The following is a 15,411-nucleotide window of genomic DNA, read 5'->3' as shown; positions in this document are numbered from 1 at the left end:
GTTACCGAGATCGGTAGCTGTCGTTCCATTGCACTTCCCGGCAAGGCCCCCGTCGACGGTATTCGACAGGGGGTCAATCGAATTCGTAGGTGTCCCGAAAGGATCTTCCAGCCATGGCGTCTCATGTCCACAGCGACGGTTCGTCTCCCAGCTTGCCCGAACCGACATCGATACCCGAGCGGTGGACTCCGCGACTGGTGTTCTCCCTGGCGTCGATTGTTCTACTTCTCGAGATGCTCGCAGTGAGCTACATGATGATCTCCACTGCTCTCCCTGCCATCTCGGTGCACTATCAAACGACGCAGGGAGCCTGGCTGCTCACCTCGTTCCTGCTGCTGGGCGCGGTCGCGTCTCCTCTGCTCGGCAAGCTCGCCGACATGTACGGCAAACGAAAAGTCCTGCTCTTTGCCGTCGCCGGCGCAGCGGTCGGATCCTTCATTTCGGCGATAGCGCCGAGCTACGCGATCCTGATTCTGGGCCGGTCGCTGACGGGTCTGCTCGTTCCCTGCCTGTTCCTGAGTTACTCCCTCATTCGAGATGTTTTTCCGCCGAAAACTGTTGCCTTGGCCGTCAGTATCGCGACTTCCGGTATGGGTTTGATCGCAATCCCGGCGCCGTTCCTGACCGGTTGGCTGATCGATAATCACGGTTTCCGGAGCATCTTCTGGTTCTTCGTCATCGGGCTGGTTCTCCTCGGCGGCATGATCTTCGCTTCGACGGCGGAATCAGCTGTGCGACTGCGCTCTTCGCTGGACCTGGTCGGTGCGGTGCTGCTCGGATCGGGCATCGCCGGAATTCTGATCGGCGTAAGCTTCGGACCGACGTGGGGCTGGAAGAACGGCTCGACACTGGCCTACCTGATCGGCGGCGTCGCACTGTTGGTGGCTTGGGTTGCCTCTGCCAGAGCCATCCGCGAGCCCTTGATCGACCTGCGCTACTTCGGCAAGCGTTCGGTGATGCTCACCGCCGTCGGTGCCGGATTCTGCTACGGCGCGTCGGGAGTCTTCACGATTTTGCTGCCGATGATGGTGATGACCCCAGCAGTTCTCGGCCTGGGATACGGATTCGGCGTCACGGCAGAGGGATTCGCGATCTTCCAGGCACCGCTTGGCGGCATGGTGGTGGTCGGTGGCTTGATTGTGGGCTTCCTCGTGGGACGCAACATCCGACCGCGTCTGCTGATGATCACCGGAATGATCCTCATGGCAGTCGGATTCACCTTGACGGCCACCATTCACGACAACAAGCCGCTGCTCATCATCTTTGCCGGAATCTTCGGTGTCGGTATGGGTATGGGCTACGCCTCCATCCCGAACCTGCTCATCGAAGCAGTGCCGCCGCAGTTGCAGGCAACCACGGCGAGCATGGTTGCGGTCTTCCAGAGCATCTTCCCCGCAGTGCTTCCTGTCATCGCCTTCACGGTCTTGAATTCGCACATCGCGATGGCGATGGAGGGCGCTGTGTTCTACACCGACGAGGGCATGCGCATCGCGTTCCTGATCGGTGCTGCTGCAGCAGTTCTCGGTGCGATCGCAGCCGTATTCCTGCCGCGAAACATCGTCCAGATCGGCGCAGAAGACGGCGCGGCGCAGGAGACGTCCCTCCTACCAGCTCACTGATCGGAAAGGCTGCGCGTGTAAATCCGCGATGACAGGATTGGGTGTACCGACGAAAGGACTCCCATGACGTTCGCGGATCTGGACGGCGATGAACTGTGGAGTTACCTGAAGGAGCATTCAGGACTGCCCGGCCCGCGCGCGAACCTTGGGCTCATGCTCGAGTTCGCGCGCGGTTCCTGTCGTGGAAAGTGTCGCCGACGTGCCTGTTTGCCCGCAGATTATGGTCCGCAGCCCGTTCAGCGGTTCGGAATCAGAGTCGTTTATTCGACTATCGAAACCATCCCGACAATGCGGTGGCAAGGCCATCTTCTGTCCCCGGGGGGCAAATCTGGTCTGCTGCGGCAAGCACGGAAGCGGGTGCGTGCCCCATTGCCACGCCATGAGCTGCCCAGTCCAGCATTTCCAAATCGTTGATGCCGTCGCCGACGGCCAGGGTCTCCGTCGCGGCTACGCCCAGCTCGATACGCAGCCGTTCCAACATCGCAGCCTTACTCACCCCGGCGGCTGTCAAATCTGCTAACGGTTCGTCTTCGTAGCAGAGACTTCGAATGCCTGGAAGGTCGACACCGGTCAAAATTTCGGTCAGCGCCTGCCCACTGTGTCCAGGCCAGTGGACGGCCAGCCGGGTGGTCGACATGGTCGCGAGTTCGTCGATACCGACCAGCTCGACCTCACCGTGATGCATATCCGCGTCGTCTACGAATCCTGTCGCTCTGACCCCGACGCCCGGGTTCTCCGACACGAAGATCGCACCAGGCAGTTGTTCGCGCAGTACAGCGATCGGATCACGCAAATCGAATAAGGCTTGCTCAACTACTTTTCCAGTCGTGGCATCGATCAGTACCGCTCCGTTGGAACAGATCGCGAAACCCGCAATGATGTTGAGTTCGCGCAGGAAAGGCCGTGTCGCCGGGGCAAGTCTTCCGGTGCACAGCACCACATGGGCGCCGGATAGGACGACGGCTCGCACGGCGGCCCGCACAGCGACACTGATGGTTTCGTGCGCCAGCGGATTCGTGTCCTCCGCGCAGTGCAGGGTGCCGTCAATGTCCAGGGCCACCATCGTCGGGTGACCCAACTCGAAAACCAAGGATCATCCTTCGATAGATTCACCGCCTGCCCGTTTGTAGGTCGGTTCAAAGTGCAACCTACTCGAACCGGTGCTTCTACCTCAAGCAATAGGATCCCGATCAGAGTACCGGTGGGAAGGTCAATGGGATTTGTGATTTTCATCGATCCGCATGCCGAGGCGTACGGTGCGCAGGTCGCCAGAGTGTGTGCGATTCGATTTCGCTGTTCACGGTTCTCTTGTGTTAGATCACGAATCTTCTGGTGTGCGAGTTCTAGTCGTGTGAGCAAGGATTCGTCACTCGCGGACCGCGATACCTTTGCGCGCTGGGCGAACTCGACTGTGCTGGCCGCACGTTCTGACTGTTCTGGTTCAGCCAGGGTCTGCATTGCTCGCTGCATGGCTGCACCTGATCTCGCGACCTCGATCGTGGTGAAAATCAATGGCAAGAACAAAACGCTGAACTTCCACACCCATTCCGATCCGGTCTATCTCGGAACCGCCACGACCCATGACGATGGCATCGCCGCACTCAATGTCGTTCTGCCGGAGCGCCTGCCCGCCGGGGCACCACATAGTGGTGTCACCGGCTGACGGCGTCGGCCCGAACTACAGTGTTCCCGTCACGCTGAGTCGAACGGCCCCGGGCACAGCAGAACAAATGCTCACCATCACAGAACGAGACTTCGACGAAAATCGATTCACACCAACAGTTCCCACAATTGCACCCACCGCGCCACCGACCACGAAACCACCAACTACCGGAGCGTCCGGGTCGTCGGTAGCGCCGGATTCGGCTCATAAGCCGAAATCTCGACAGCTCGGTTCGGCTCCCGACCACTGCCCTTTGCCGTGCGAACTTGCTCCCACAGCATGCGCTGCCGGTCGGTGTTTCCGCGACATAACCATCGGATGCGAGAGCGCCCATCCCGCGGGCTCCGATCAATTCGGTCTTCTGGGTTCAGAGGTCGTCGATGCTGATGACCCCGTCCTGCAAAGCTCGTGCGACGAGTGCCGCTTTCGTTGACGCCGGCCCGGGCGCGGCGCACGATACGTCCCTCCTACCTGCTCACTGATCGGAAAGGCTGCGCGTGTAAATCCGCGATGACAGGATTGGGCGTACCGACGAAAGGACTCCCATGACGTTCGCGGATCTGGACGGCGATGAACTGTGGAGTTACCTGACGGAGCGTTCAGGACTGCCCGGCCCGCGCGCGAACCTCGCGCTCATGCTCGAGTTCGCGCGCGGCGCCGATGACGACGACATCCTGCTGGCGGTGGAGTCCGAGGACGAATACATCCGCTGCTGTGGGATCGTCGGGCTCGGGTTCATCCTTGTTCGTTCACGCGACAAGGCTGTCCTGAACAGTCTGACGGAGGCAACCACCAGTGCTTCGTGGCGAGCACGTGAAGCTGCCGCGATGGCTGTTCAAGCGGTTGGTGACGCGGATCCGGAGCTGGTGCGGGCGATCATCGAGAAGTGGGCACGCTCCACGCATCCATTGACGCTGCGCGCGGCCGCTGCCGGGATCTGCGAGCCGAGGTTGCTCAAGGACAAGGCCAACGCTGCGCTGGCCGTTCAGGTGTGCCGAGACGCTACCGAGTGGATCGTCTCGCAACCAGCTGATGCCCGTCGTGACGCCGACACACGGACTCTCCGGCAGGCGCTCGGATACTGCTGGAGCGTCGCGGTCGCAGCGGATCCGGAGAATGCGGTGCCGGCGTTCGTCTCCCTGGAGGCATCGGACGACGCAGATGTCGTCTGGATCGTGCGGGAGAACCGGAAGAAGGCCCGGCTGCGCAAGGTGCTCGAAACCTGACCCGTGGATCAGGGACGTAGGCTATCCTCAGAATTAGAACCTGTTCTAACTACGAGGGGTAGACCATGGCACCGTCCGCAGAGGTAATCCGCAAGACCGTCGACGCCTACATCGAGACAGTTGCCACGGGCACTGCCGCCCAGGTTGTGGCCCTGTATGCCGAGGGTGCAACAGTCGAAGATCCGGTGGGCACCGACGTGCGCACCACCCGCGAGTCCATTCTCGAGTTCTACTCCGTGATCGAGAACTTCGACCAGGAAGCTCACCTTCAGACCCTCCGCATTGCCGGAAACGAAGCGGCATTCCACTTCTCGCTGATCACCAAGCTCGGCGAGCAGACTCTGACCATCGCACCCATCGACGTCATGACCTTCGACGACGACGGCAAGATCCTGTCGATGCGCGCATTCTGGAACCAGGAAGACATGATCACCTCCTGACATGACGGTGAAGACGATTGATGTCGACGGATTCCGTTGGCAGATTGACGATTCCGGTTCTGGGACAGCCGTGGTTATGTGTCACGGCTTTCCCGGCCTCGGGTACAGCTATCGGCATCAGTCGACAGCGTTGGCGGAAGCGGGTTTTCGAGCGATTGCACTCGACATGCCCGGGTACGGCGGCACCGCCCGCCCGGAGGCCGTCGACGACTACACCAACGACGCGGTCGCGAACCGGCTGATCGGCCTGCTCGACGCTCTCGGAATCGACAAGGCGGTGTTCGTCGGTCACGATTTCGGCGCTCCGGTCGCGTGGACCACCGCTCTGCGCCACCCGGATCGTGTTGCGGGACTGGTCTCGTTGGCAGTCCCGTATGCGCCGGACAGGTTCCCGGCCAAGCCCTCGACGATCTACGCCGCATTGGCGCGCAAGCACTTTCTGCACATTCACTATTTCCAGGAACCGGGTGTCGCGGAGCGCGAACTCGACGCCCGCCCACGTGAATTCCTTCAGCGACTCTTTCACGCTTTGTCCGGGGCTTACCGGTACCTCGACGTCTGGAAGAACCCGTCCGAAGGAAACGGCTATCTCGACGTACTTCCCGAGGCGCCTGCGCTGCCCTGGTCGTGGCTCACCGAGGACGACCTGGACGTTTATGTAAAAAGCTTTGCTGCAACAGGTTTCACCGGAGGGTTGAACTGGTACCGAGCGTACGACGCCAATTGGGAACGCAGTGCGGATCTGGACGGCGCGCACGTCAAGGTCCCGACGCTCTTCGTCGCGGGTGCCGAGGACCCGGTCATCGCGATGAGTGGCCCCAAGGCATTGGACCGGATGAAGGACACCGTCCCCGACCTGCGGGGTGTACATCTCCTCGGCGGTGCGGGGCACTTCGTACAACAGGAACGCGCCGGCGAGGTCAATGAACTTTTGATCTCTTTCCTTCGGGCTCTCTAGGCGAAATCGGGCAGAGGGTCTAGCGTTGCGCAGATGCGCACCCAGATCTTCGATCGCGGTATTCGTGTTGGTATCACCGGTGCTCTTGTTGCCGGTTCGCTTCTGGCTCTGGGCGTGTCCGGTGCCGCGGCCGCTCCACTCTGTCCGGGATCGTCGCCCGCGATACTCAGCGCTCAGATTCCGGGCGCGGCTCTCGAGGGTGTCACGGTGGACGGGCAGGGCCGCCTGTACACGACGGACCTGGTGAGCGGGCAGATCTTCCGCGTCGATGCGCCTGGTCAGGCTGCAGTTCCGATCGCGACGGTTCCCGGCGGTGCGGGCGCACTCGCGTGGAGCCCGGACGGTTCACTGCTGGTGGGTACCGGAGCAAACGCAAGTGTTCTGATCGGCGATCTGACGCGGGCTGCGTCGGTCGCGCGGGTCGACGTGAACTCGGGCGCCGTGACGCCGATAGCCGGTGGTCTGAGCGCTGCAAACGGCCTCGCCGTCGCGCACGACGGAACGATCTACGCCACCAACGATTTCGGCGCGCTGATCGGAAAGGTCAGCCCGAATGGTTCCGTCGACCCGGCGTGGGCAACCTTCCCGAGCGCGAACGGCGCTGCCCTGAGTGCCGATAATCGCTGGCTCTACGTCTCGCGCACGTTCGCAAACCCGGGTGTCAGCCGCATCTCCGTCGACAATCCAGGATATTCGGAGTCGTTGGTCGATCTCGGCGGTTTCGAAACCTTCTCTGCCCCAGATGGTTTGACCTTGGACTCGCGAGATCGCGCCATTGTCCCCACCGACATCAGTGGTGAGGTGTGGCGTATCGACGGCCCCGGCCAGTACTGCTCGCTCACCAGCGGACTGCAGGCGTCGAGCGTGTTGACCTACGGGCGCGGCAATTCCAGTTTCGCGGCCGGGCATCTCTACCGCGCTGGGTTCGACGGAAAGATCTTCGAGATTCCGGCGGGCTTCGACGCGGGCGCCCAGGCCGCAACACCGTAACGCGACACCCTTGTCGCTACTTACCCACTACTGATGCCGGGACTGCCGGAATCGTCCATACTGGTCTGCATGGCGGAAACGAGTGAGATCGACGAGGCCGAAGTGGCCCTTCCCGCGATACCGCAGCCGTTGCTGACCCCGCTCACAGAAGCTGCGATCTTCCTGGTTTTCACCATCGACGAGGGTGGTGAGCAGCCAGTTCACGACGTTCTGGCCGATATTTCCGGGCTGCAGCGCTCGATCGGATTCCGGGTTCCCGCAGGTGGCTTGGCCGCCGTCGTCGGAATCGGTTCGGATGCGTGGGACCGGCTTTTCGACGGCCCACGGCCCGCGGAATTGCATCCCTTTGTCGAGTTGACAGGTGACAAACACCACGCCCCGCGCACGCCGGGCGATCTGTTGTTCCACATCCGGGCCCGTCAGATGGATCTGTGTTTCGAGTTCGCCACGGTCGTGACCAACAGGTTGGCCGGGGCCGCGTCCGTGATCGACGAGGTCCACGGGTTCAAGTACTTCGAGCAACGCGATCTCATGGGTTTCGTCGACGGCACCGAGAACCCGTCCGGGCAGGCCGCATACGTCGCGGTCACCGTCGGCGACGACGATCCGGACTTCGCGGGCAGCAGTTACGTCATCGTCCAGAAGTACCTCCACGACATGTCGGAGTGGAATTCCCTGCCGGTCGAGGAGCAGGAGAACGTCATCGGACGCTCCAAGCTCGAAGACCTCGAGATGGACGACGACACCAAGCCGGCCAACTCCCACACCGCTCTCACCGTCATCGAAGACGAATCTGGTGAGCAGATCCAGATCCTGCGCGACAACATGCCGTTCGGCCACGTCGGCTCCGCTGAGATGGGTACTTACTTCATCGGTTACTCGGCGTCGCCGACGGTCACCGAGCAGATGCTCACCAACATGTTCATCGGGAATCCCGTCGGCAACTACGACCGCATTCTCGACTTCTCCACCGCCGTCACCGGAATCAACTTCTTCGTTCCGACGGCGGACTTTCTCGACGATCCCCCGGACTTGCCGACCAGGCTCGTTCCCGAAGCGACGTTCACAGCGCCCATCTCTGACGGTTCTCTCGGAATCGGCAGCCTCAAAAGGAGTGCCCAGCAATGACAAACCTGCACCGCGACCTAGCACCCATTTCGGCAGCAGCCTGGGCCGAGATCGAGGAAGAGGCCAGCCGTACCTTCAAGCGTCACGTCGCCGGTCGTCGTGTCGTGGACGTGGAGGGGCCGTCGGGTGACGATCTCGCGGCCATCCCGCTCGGGCATCAGGTGCCGATCAATCCCCTGGCCGACGGTGTCATCGCACATGCTCGTCAGTCACAGCCGATCATCGAACTGCGGGTTCCGTTCACCATCAGCCGACAGGCCATCGACGACGTCGAGCGCGGCGCCAAGGACTCCGACTGGCAGCCCGTCAAGGACGCAGCCAAGCAGATCGCTTTCGCCGAGGACCGCGCCATCTTCGAGGGATACCCCGCAGCCAGCATCACCGGCGTGCGGGCCAGCGGTTCCAACCCGGAACTCAAGCTCCCCATCGACGCCAAGGACTACCCGGAGGCCATCAGCCAGGCGATCACGTCGCTGCGCTTGGCCGGTGTCAACGGACCGTACTCACTGCTCCTGAACGCCGACGCGTTCACCGCGATCAACGAGACCTCCGATCACGGCTACCCCATCCGCGAGCACCTGCGACGCGTCCTCGACGGCGAGATCATCTGGGCCCCGGCCATTGACGGCGCTTTCCTGCTCTCGACGCGTGGCGGTGACTACGAACTGCACCTGGGTCAGGACCTGTCCATCGGCTATCTTTCGCACGATGCGAATTCCGTGGAGCTGTACTTCCAGGAATCGATGACGTTCCTCATGTACACCAGCGAAGCTGTTGTCTCACTTGCGTAAGCGCCTTCGAAATCTCTGATACCAGGGCGGGCCAGGCAGTTCGCCGATGTCCTGGAGATGGGCGACAAATGCTTGGGCGTCCGCATGCGAAGACGTCTTCGGTCGCCCGTCCGCCCACGCTGTGAACAACTGAAGATAACGATCGCCGAGAGTGTGGCGCACCACCGGAAGGTGGTGCGCCACTTCTCCCGCGCGCTTTCGGAGCAGTGCCGTCGAGACAACGGCAGCATCGTCTTTGTCGAAGCCTTCGGGTAGTTCGCCGCCCGCCACCAGAGCCCGAATCAGCGCCTCTTGACGCTCACCGAGCGTGCTCATGTGCGTGACCAATCGGTGCCCGCCGTGATGCGATCCAGACCAGCTGCGTCGGCGATGGCATCGAGCTCGTCGAGTAATTCCAGTGCCGGCGGATAGTTGCCGTCTCGCTCGAGCATGATCGCGGGATGGTGACCGGCGGCGGTGAACTGCGCAAGGAGTTCCAGCACGGCTTCGGGCACCGGATCGGTGTGCGTGTCGTGGTATCTGCCGTCGCTGAGACTGCCACCGGCGATGTGGCAGTATGCGATTCGTTCGAGCGGCAGCCGGCTCAGTTCGGTCCACGGATCACGCCCGCGATTGAGAGCATTGGCGTAGACGTTCGCGATGTCGAGAACCAGCAGGGCCCCGGTTCGCTCGACGATCTCCGCGAGAAACTCCCCTTCGGTCAACTCGTCGTCCGGCCAGTCGAACAGGGCGGCAACGTTTTCGACGGCAAACGGCACCGGTAGACCGTCCTGAGTCCGGGTGATGTTGCGTACCAAGGCGTCGACGGCTTCGTAGGTGCGCGGCAGTGGGAGCAGGTGCCCGGCCTCGATGCCGCCCGCCCGCACGAATGCGATGTGCTCGCTCGCCAAGGGGGCGTCCAGTAGCTGGGCTGTATGCGCGAGGTGATCGACCCGAGCCTGATCTACCGCCTCGGCCCCACCGAGTGAGAGCGAGATGCCGTGAGGGATCACCGGAACTCCCAGCGAGCCGAGGTGCTGAGGTATCTCGTTTCCGATGGATTCGGCAATGACTTCGCAGAACGCCAGGCCGTCTAGTTGCGAGATGATTCCGGAGACCTCGGGGCGCCAACCGATTCCCAGGCCGTGCAGGGTCATTCGAGTCACCTCCCGTGTGCAACTGCTAACGGCGACTATAGACGGATCAGGCGGGCAGCCAGTTGGGTCCCGGTCCGTTGCCCTCCTCGAAGATCAGCCATGTTTTGGTCGAGAGAACCCCGTCGAGTCCCTGCAGTTGTTCGAGAACGGTGTGGCGTAGTTCCCGGTTGTCCGGGGCACGGACCAGCACCAGAACGTCGAAGTCGCCGCCGAGGAGCGAGAAGTGCTCGACAAACGGCAGGGCCTTCAAGGACGCCGCCAGACCCCTCCACGAGTGCTGCCTGATCGAGAGCGCCACGTATGCCGAGGAGCCGAGCCCGGCCTTCTCGTGGGCGATCCGCGTCGTGAATCCGGTGATGATTCCGGCGTCCTCGAGCCTTTCGATGCGGACGTAGGCGTGAGCGCGTGAAATGTGCGCCTTCTCGGCCAGCGCGCGCATGGAGATGCGACTGTCAGCGACCAGTTCGGCGATGATGCGGCGGTCGATCGCATCGAGAGTGTGCGGTTCGGTGGCCATCTGTCCATTCCTGCTTCGGTAGTCCATTCGGTTGATGGACATATTGCTGCCCGAATCCCCATGATAGGCCGTTTGTCTTGAATCTTCGACGCCTTCTGCCATTACGTCGCCGAAGTGCGAATACTGATGGACACAACGTCTTCTGGAGGTAGAAGTGACACTTGTCGAGCCCTTGGGGGAACTGCGCTATCAAAAGTTCCTGCCGGCCGATTCCGCGGTGCAATACCTCGACCCTGCCGGAGAACTGACGCGCAGCGAGGCCCGCTACGCAAAACCGAGCGACGATCGCCTGATCGAGATGTATCGAAAGATGTTCCTGGGCAGACGCTTCGACCAGCAGGCGACGGCGCTGACCAAACAGGGGCGCCTGGCCGTGTACCCGTCCTCACGGGGCCAGGAGGCATGTCAGATCGCAGCAGCGATGAGTCTGGAACCGCGTGACTGGCTCTTCCCCACCTACCGGGATTCGATGGCGTTGGCCGCCAGAGGTGTCGATCCGGTGCAGATTCTGAGCATGCTTGCCGGTGACTGGCATTGCGGGTACGACCCGGCTGCACTTCGCAGTGCGCCGCAGTGCACCCCGCTGGCGACGCAGTTGCTGCACGCAGCGGGAGTGGCCTACGGCGAGTCCCGCCGGGGCTTGAACACCGTCGCGCTGGCGCTCTGCGGTGACGGCGCCACCAGCGAGGGCGATTTCCACGAAGCACTGAACTTTGCCGCCGTTTTCAAGGCGCCGGTGATCTTTCTGGTGCAGAACAACGGATTTGCGATCAGCGTGCCACTGTCGCGCCAAAGCGCAGCACCGACGTTGGCGCACAAGGGCGTCGGCTACGGGATCGGCAGCGAGCAGGTCGACGGCAACGACCCCGTCGCGATGATGGCCGTCATGGACGAGGCAGCGCGCTTCGTCCGCAACGGCAACGGGCCGGTGATCGTCGAGGCACACACTTATCGCATCGACGCACATACCAATGCCGACGACGCCACCCGCTACCGCGACAGCGCGGAGGTTGAAGCCTGGCTCGGGCGAGACCCCCTGCTGCGACTCGAAAAGTATCTGCGTGCACACGATCTGATCGACGACGCATTCGTGGAATCACTGACCGCGGAGGCCGAGGCAGAGGCCGCCACACTGCGCGCCGGCATGAATGTCGACCGTCCGCACGATCCGCTCGATCTGTTCCGGTACGTCTTCGCCGAGCAGACACCGCAGCTGCGTGAGCAACAAGCGCAACTCGAGACCGAACTTGCCGCCGAAGCCGCTGACACAGGGGGAAACTGACAATGCCCATGCTCACGATGGCTCAGGCCCTCAACACCGCACTACGGGACTCGTTGACCGCGGACGACAACGTTGTCGTCTTCGGTGAGGACGTCGGCACTCTCGGCGGCGTCTTCCGCGTCACCGACGGCCTCACCCGCGACTTCGGCGACGACCGATGCTTCGACACTCCACTCGCCGAGTCCGGCATCATCGGATTCGCAATCGGTATGGCAATGGCCGGTTTTCGTCCGGTCGTGGAAATGCAATTCGACGCGTTTGCCTATCCGGCGTTCGAGCAGATCGCCTCCCACGTCGCGAAGATCCGCAACCGCACCAAGGGCGCGCTGTCGATCCCGATCGTCATCCGCGTTCCTTTTGCCGGCGGTATCGGCGGGGTGGAGCATCACTGTGATTCCAGCGAGGGCTACTACGCGCACACACCCGGACTGAAGGTTGTGGCGCCGTCCACGGTCGAAGATGCGTACTCGCTGCTACGTTCGGCAATCGAGGACCCCGACCCCGTGATCTTCCTCGAGCCCAAGAAGCTGTACTTCGCGCGAGCAGATGTCGAACTGACCGCACGTGAGTCGATCGGTCGCGCCGTCGTCAGGCGCTCCGGTCGTGATGCGACGCTCATCGCCTACGGCCCGTCCGTGGACGTTGCACTGAAGTCCGCCGACGCCGCAGCAGCCGAGGGCCGCGACATCGAGGTGATCGACATCCGCTCGATAGTGCCGTTCGACGACGAGACCGTCACCGCATCGGTGCGAAAGACCGGACGCTGCATCGTCATCCAGGAAGCGCAAGGATTTGCCGGTGTGGGCGCGGAAATCGCCGCCCGCGTGCAGGAGCGGTGCTTCCACTATCTCCACGCCCCGGTGCTCCGCGTCAGCGGATTCGACATCCCCTACCCCGCCCCCAAGCTCGAGCGTCACCACCTGCCCAGCGTCGACCGAGTCCTCGATACCGTCGACCGCCTGCAGTGGAACGACGCTCCCGACACCCGCTGGGCGGTGACGGCATGACCAATCAGGTATTCATGCTCCCTGACCTGGGTGAAGGTCTGGCCGAGGCCGACATCGCGGAGTGGCACGTCAAGGTCGGCGATGTGGTCACCATCGATCAGATCGTCGTCGAGGTCGAGACTGCGAAAGCTGCTGTGGACGTGCCCATCCCGTTCGCCGGAACCGTGATCGAACTCCACGGCAAAGACGGCGACACCCTGAAGGTGGGTACGCCGCTGATCACTGTGAGCGGCAGCGAGAGTGTGGACGTGGTCGTCTCGGCCAACCACGAGCGCTACCGCGAAGAGGAACGCGCCGGTTCGGGCAACGTCCTGATCGGCTACGGCACCAGCGAGGATGCACCTCTGCGCCGCCGCAGAGCTGCTCCGTCGGTACGTGTGATCTCGCCGATCGTTCGTAAACTGGCCTCTGACAACAGTATCGACCTAGCCACGATTTCCGGATCGGGCGCTGGCGGAGTCATCACGCGCGCCGACGTCGAGGCCGGGGCAAACTTCGGCCCGGAAACGGAAACATCACACGCGACCGACCAAAGAATCCCGATCAAGGGGCTACGCAAGGTAGTTGCCGACAAGCTGTCCACCAGCCGCCGCGAGATCCCGGACGCAACAACCTGGGTCGACGTCGACGCCACCGAGCTGTTCACGGCGCGTGCCGAGATCAACAAAGCACTGCCCGATTCCGACAAGATCAGCCTGATGGCGCTGCTGGCTCGGCTGACCACCGCCGCGTTGGCGCAGTACCCCGAACTGAACTCGTCGGTTGACACTGCTCGAGGCGAGATCGTCCGACACGCCCACATTAACCTCGGAATCGCCGCACAGACACCGAAGGGATTGATGGTCCCGGTCATTCGCAATGCTGATTCTTTGAGCACCGTCGCACTCGCACAAGCACTTCGGACGTCCACCGAACTCGCTCGCGACGGCAAACTCGAACCCGCCCGCCTGACCGGCGGCACCTTCACACTCAACAACTACGGAGTATTCGGCGTCGACGGATCGACTCCGATCATCAACCACCCCGAGGCGGCGATCCTCGGCATCGGACGCATCATCGACAAGCCGTGGGTGGTGAACGGCGAGTTGACCGTTCGTAAGGTCGCACAGATCTCGTTGAGCTTCGACCACCGCGTCTGTGACGGCGGCGAAGCCGGTGGATTCCTGAGGCTGTTCGGTGACTACATCGAGAACCCGATCCGCGTCCTGGGGAGGCTCTGATGACCAAGGCGCCGATGACCAAGGCTCCGATGACTACCGGCGAACGGCACAGTGATGTCGTGGTCCTCGGCGGCGGTTCCGGCGGCTATGCCTGCGCCATCCGCGCCGCCCAACTCGGGTTGTCGGTCACGCTGATCGAGGCAGACAAGGTCGGCGGAACGTGCCTGCACCGCGGATGCATCCCGACCAAGGCACTGTTGCATTCCGCCGAGGTTGCCGACTCTGCACGCACCAGTGAGCAATTCGGAGTCCGTGCAAGATTTGACGGCATCGACATCGCACAGGTTCACGACTACAAGAACGGGACAGTCGAGCGGCTGTACGGTGGCTTGCAAGGATTGCTGGCGCAACACAAGATCACCATCGTCAACGGATCCGGGACGTATGTCGGTGGGCGAAGCATCGACGTCGACGGAACCCGCTACACCGGAACGTCACTCGTTCTGGCTACCGGATCGTATCCGCGGGGGCTCCCCGGCATCGAACTCGGCCGACGGATCCTCACCAGTGACCAGGCACTCGAACTCGACCAGGTGCCCACCAGCGCAACAGTGCTGGGCGGTGGTGTCATCGGCGTCGAGTTCGCAAGCCTCTGGCGCTCCTTCGGCGCCGAAGTGACCATCGTCGAGGCACTCCCCCGACTGATCGCCGCTGAGGATCCGTGGTCGTCAAAGCAACTCGAACGGGCCTATCATAAACGCGGAATCGTGTGCAAGACAAGTACGAAGATGGTTTCCGCGAAAGAAGCGGCTGATTCGGTCCGCATCGAACTAGGCGACGGAACAATACTCGATACCGACGTATTGCTGGTCGCCGTCGGCCGCGGACCCCGCACGAGCGGTATCGGTTTCGCAGAAAACGGAATCAACCTTGACAAGGGATTTGTCGTCGCCGACGAACGACTCCGTACGGCCGTGGACGGTGTGTACGCGGTCGGGGACATCGTGCCCGGTCTTGCATTGGCGCACCGCGGCTTCCAGCAGGGAATCTTTGTGGCCGAACAGATTGCCGGCAAGGATCCGATACCGGTCGCCGAACATCTGATTCCTCGCGTGACGTACTCACATCCGGAAGTTGCATCTGTCGGACTCGGCGAAGAGGCGGCGCGCACGCAGTACGGCGACATCTGCACCGTCGTCTACGACCTGGCGGGTAACGGCAAGAGCCAGATCCTGCGGACTACCGGAGGAATCAAGGTGATTCGCAGCGGAACGAAAGGCCCTGTTGTCGGTGTCCACTTGGTAGGAGATCGCGTCGGCGAACTGATCGGTGAGGCGCAGTTGGCCGTTGCCTGGGAGGCACTTCCCGACGAAGTGGGGCGTTTCATCCACGCACACCCCAGCCAGAACGAAGCGTTGGGCGAGGCCATGCTCGCACTCGCGGGAACACCACTGCACGCGCACAACTGACCCCGAGACTGGAAGAGGATTTGTT

The 15,411-nt window shown here is 62.4% G+C and carries 16 protein-coding genes; 12 read left to right on the top strand and 4 right to left on the bottom strand.

The window, feature by feature from the left end:
- Positions 1-113 precede the first annotated feature (113 nt).
- Complete coding sequence (locus tag ACFT1A_RS00190) at positions 114-1,619, top strand: MFS transporter (RefSeq protein ID WP_378445212.1); 1,506 nt, start codon at positions 114-116, stop codon at positions 1,617-1,619.
- Positions 1,620-1,887: 268 nt separating this feature from the next.
- On the opposite strand, the gene ACFT1A_RS00185 is transcribed toward ACFT1A_RS00190, so the two are convergent.
- Positions 1,888-2,709: an HAD family hydrolase gene (locus tag ACFT1A_RS00185; RefSeq protein ID WP_378445210.1), complete on the bottom strand. Its 822-nt coding sequence runs from the start codon at positions 2,707-2,709 to the stop codon at positions 1,888-1,890.
- Between the two features lie 261 nt (positions 2,710-2,970).
- Here ACFT1A_RS00185 and ACFT1A_RS00180 point away from each other — a divergent pair, with 261 nt between their 5' ends.
- From ACFT1A_RS00180 to ACFT1A_RS00150, 7 genes are all read left to right on the top strand, one after another.
- Positions 2,971-3,282 (top strand): hypothetical protein, encoded by a 312-nt coding sequence (locus tag ACFT1A_RS00180; RefSeq protein ID WP_378445208.1) that lies wholly within the window; start codon positions 2,971-2,973, stop codon positions 3,280-3,282.
- 545 nt (positions 3,283-3,827) lie between these two features.
- Positions 3,828-4,508: a hypothetical protein gene (locus ACFT1A_RS00175; RefSeq protein ID WP_378445206.1), complete on the top strand. Its 681-nt coding sequence runs from the start codon at positions 3,828-3,830 to the stop codon at positions 4,506-4,508.
- A gap of 65 nt (positions 4,509-4,573) precedes the next feature.
- On the top strand, positions 4,574-4,948 hold the full coding sequence (locus tag ACFT1A_RS00170; protein WP_276117230.1) for a nuclear transport factor 2 family protein: 375 nt from the start codon (positions 4,574-4,576) through the stop codon (positions 4,946-4,948).
- 1 nt (position 4,949) lies between these two features.
- A complete protein-coding gene (locus ACFT1A_RS00165) occupies positions 4,950-5,906 on the top strand; it encodes an alpha/beta fold hydrolase (protein WP_378445203.1) in 957 nt (318 codons plus the stop codon).
- A 33-nt stretch (positions 5,907-5,939) separates the two neighbouring features.
- Positions 5,940-6,896, top strand: a complete 957-nt coding sequence (locus tag ACFT1A_RS00160) for an SMP-30/gluconolactonase/LRE family protein (RefSeq protein WP_378445201.1) — start codon at positions 5,940-5,942, stop codon at positions 6,894-6,896.
- Between the two features lie 69 nt (positions 6,897-6,965).
- Entirely contained in the window at positions 6,966-8,024 is a 1,059-nt protein-coding gene (locus tag ACFT1A_RS00155) for a Dyp-type peroxidase (RefSeq protein ID WP_378445199.1), read from the top strand.
- Positions 8,021-8,815, top strand: a complete 795-nt coding sequence (locus ACFT1A_RS00150; protein ID WP_230816233.1) for a family 1 encapsulin nanocompartment shell protein — start codon at positions 8,021-8,023, stop codon at positions 8,813-8,815. The genes ACFT1A_RS00155 and ACFT1A_RS00150 overlap by 4 nt, the downstream gene beginning before the upstream one ends.
- On the opposite strand, the gene ACFT1A_RS00145 is transcribed toward ACFT1A_RS00150, so the two are convergent.
- Genes ACFT1A_RS00145 through ACFT1A_RS00135 form a run of 3 tightly spaced genes read right to left on the bottom strand, consistent with a single transcriptional unit; the run spans position 8,804 to position 10,468 of the window.
- Positions 8,804-9,130, bottom strand: coding sequence for a hypothetical protein (locus ACFT1A_RS00145; protein WP_378445196.1), 327 nt, complete (start codon positions 9,128-9,130; stop codon positions 8,804-8,806). The two genes, ACFT1A_RS00150 and ACFT1A_RS00145, sit on opposite strands and share 12 nt — an antisense overlap.
- Entirely contained in the window at positions 9,127-9,951 is an 825-nt protein-coding gene (locus ACFT1A_RS00140; protein ID WP_378445194.1) for a DUF692 domain-containing protein, read from the bottom strand. Before ACFT1A_RS00140 ends, ACFT1A_RS00145 begins: the two co-directional genes overlap by 4 nt.
- A 46-nt stretch (positions 9,952-9,997) precedes the next feature.
- Positions 9,998-10,468: an Lrp/AsnC family transcriptional regulator gene (locus tag ACFT1A_RS00135; protein ID WP_378445192.1), complete on the bottom strand. Its 471-nt coding sequence runs from the start codon at positions 10,466-10,468 to the stop codon at positions 9,998-10,000.
- A 154-nt stretch (positions 10,469-10,622) separates the two neighbouring features.
- On the opposite strand from ACFT1A_RS00135, the gene pdhA reads away from it, so the two are divergent.
- From pdhA to lpdA, 4 genes are read left to right on the top strand one after another with little or no spacing between them, the layout of a single operon-like run.
- Positions 10,623-11,750, top strand: a complete 1,128-nt coding sequence (gene pdhA, locus ACFT1A_RS00130; RefSeq protein WP_378445190.1) for a pyruvate dehydrogenase (acetyl-transferring) E1 component subunit alpha — start codon at positions 10,623-10,625, stop codon at positions 11,748-11,750.
- 2 nt (positions 11,751-11,752) lie between these two features.
- Positions 11,753-12,757 carry an alpha-ketoacid dehydrogenase subunit beta gene (locus ACFT1A_RS00125; RefSeq protein ID WP_378445188.1) on the top strand — a complete coding sequence of 335 codons (1,005 nt, stop codon included), beginning with the start codon at positions 11,753-11,755 and terminating at the stop codon, positions 12,755-12,757.
- Complete coding sequence (locus tag ACFT1A_RS00120) at positions 12,754-13,977, top strand: dihydrolipoamide acetyltransferase family protein (protein WP_378445186.1); 1,224 nt, start codon at positions 12,754-12,756, stop codon at positions 13,975-13,977. The genes ACFT1A_RS00125 and ACFT1A_RS00120 overlap by 4 nt, the downstream gene beginning before the upstream one ends.
- Positions 13,977-15,386: a dihydrolipoyl dehydrogenase gene (gene lpdA / locus ACFT1A_RS00115; RefSeq protein ID WP_378445184.1), complete on the top strand. Its 1,410-nt coding sequence runs from the start codon at positions 13,977-13,979 to the stop codon at positions 15,384-15,386. The genes ACFT1A_RS00120 and lpdA overlap by 1 nt, the downstream gene beginning before the upstream one ends.
- The last annotated feature ends 25 nt before the right edge of the window (positions 15,387-15,411 follow it).

Origin of the sequence: Rhodococcus sp. NPDC057135 (genome assembly GCF_042670865.1) — a bacterium.
Lineage (GTDB): Bacteria > Actinomycetota > Actinomycetes > Mycobacteriales > Mycobacteriaceae > Rhodococcus_F.
Note: the sequence above shows the minus strand (reverse complement) of the source record. Positions and strands in the feature narration are given on the sequence as shown.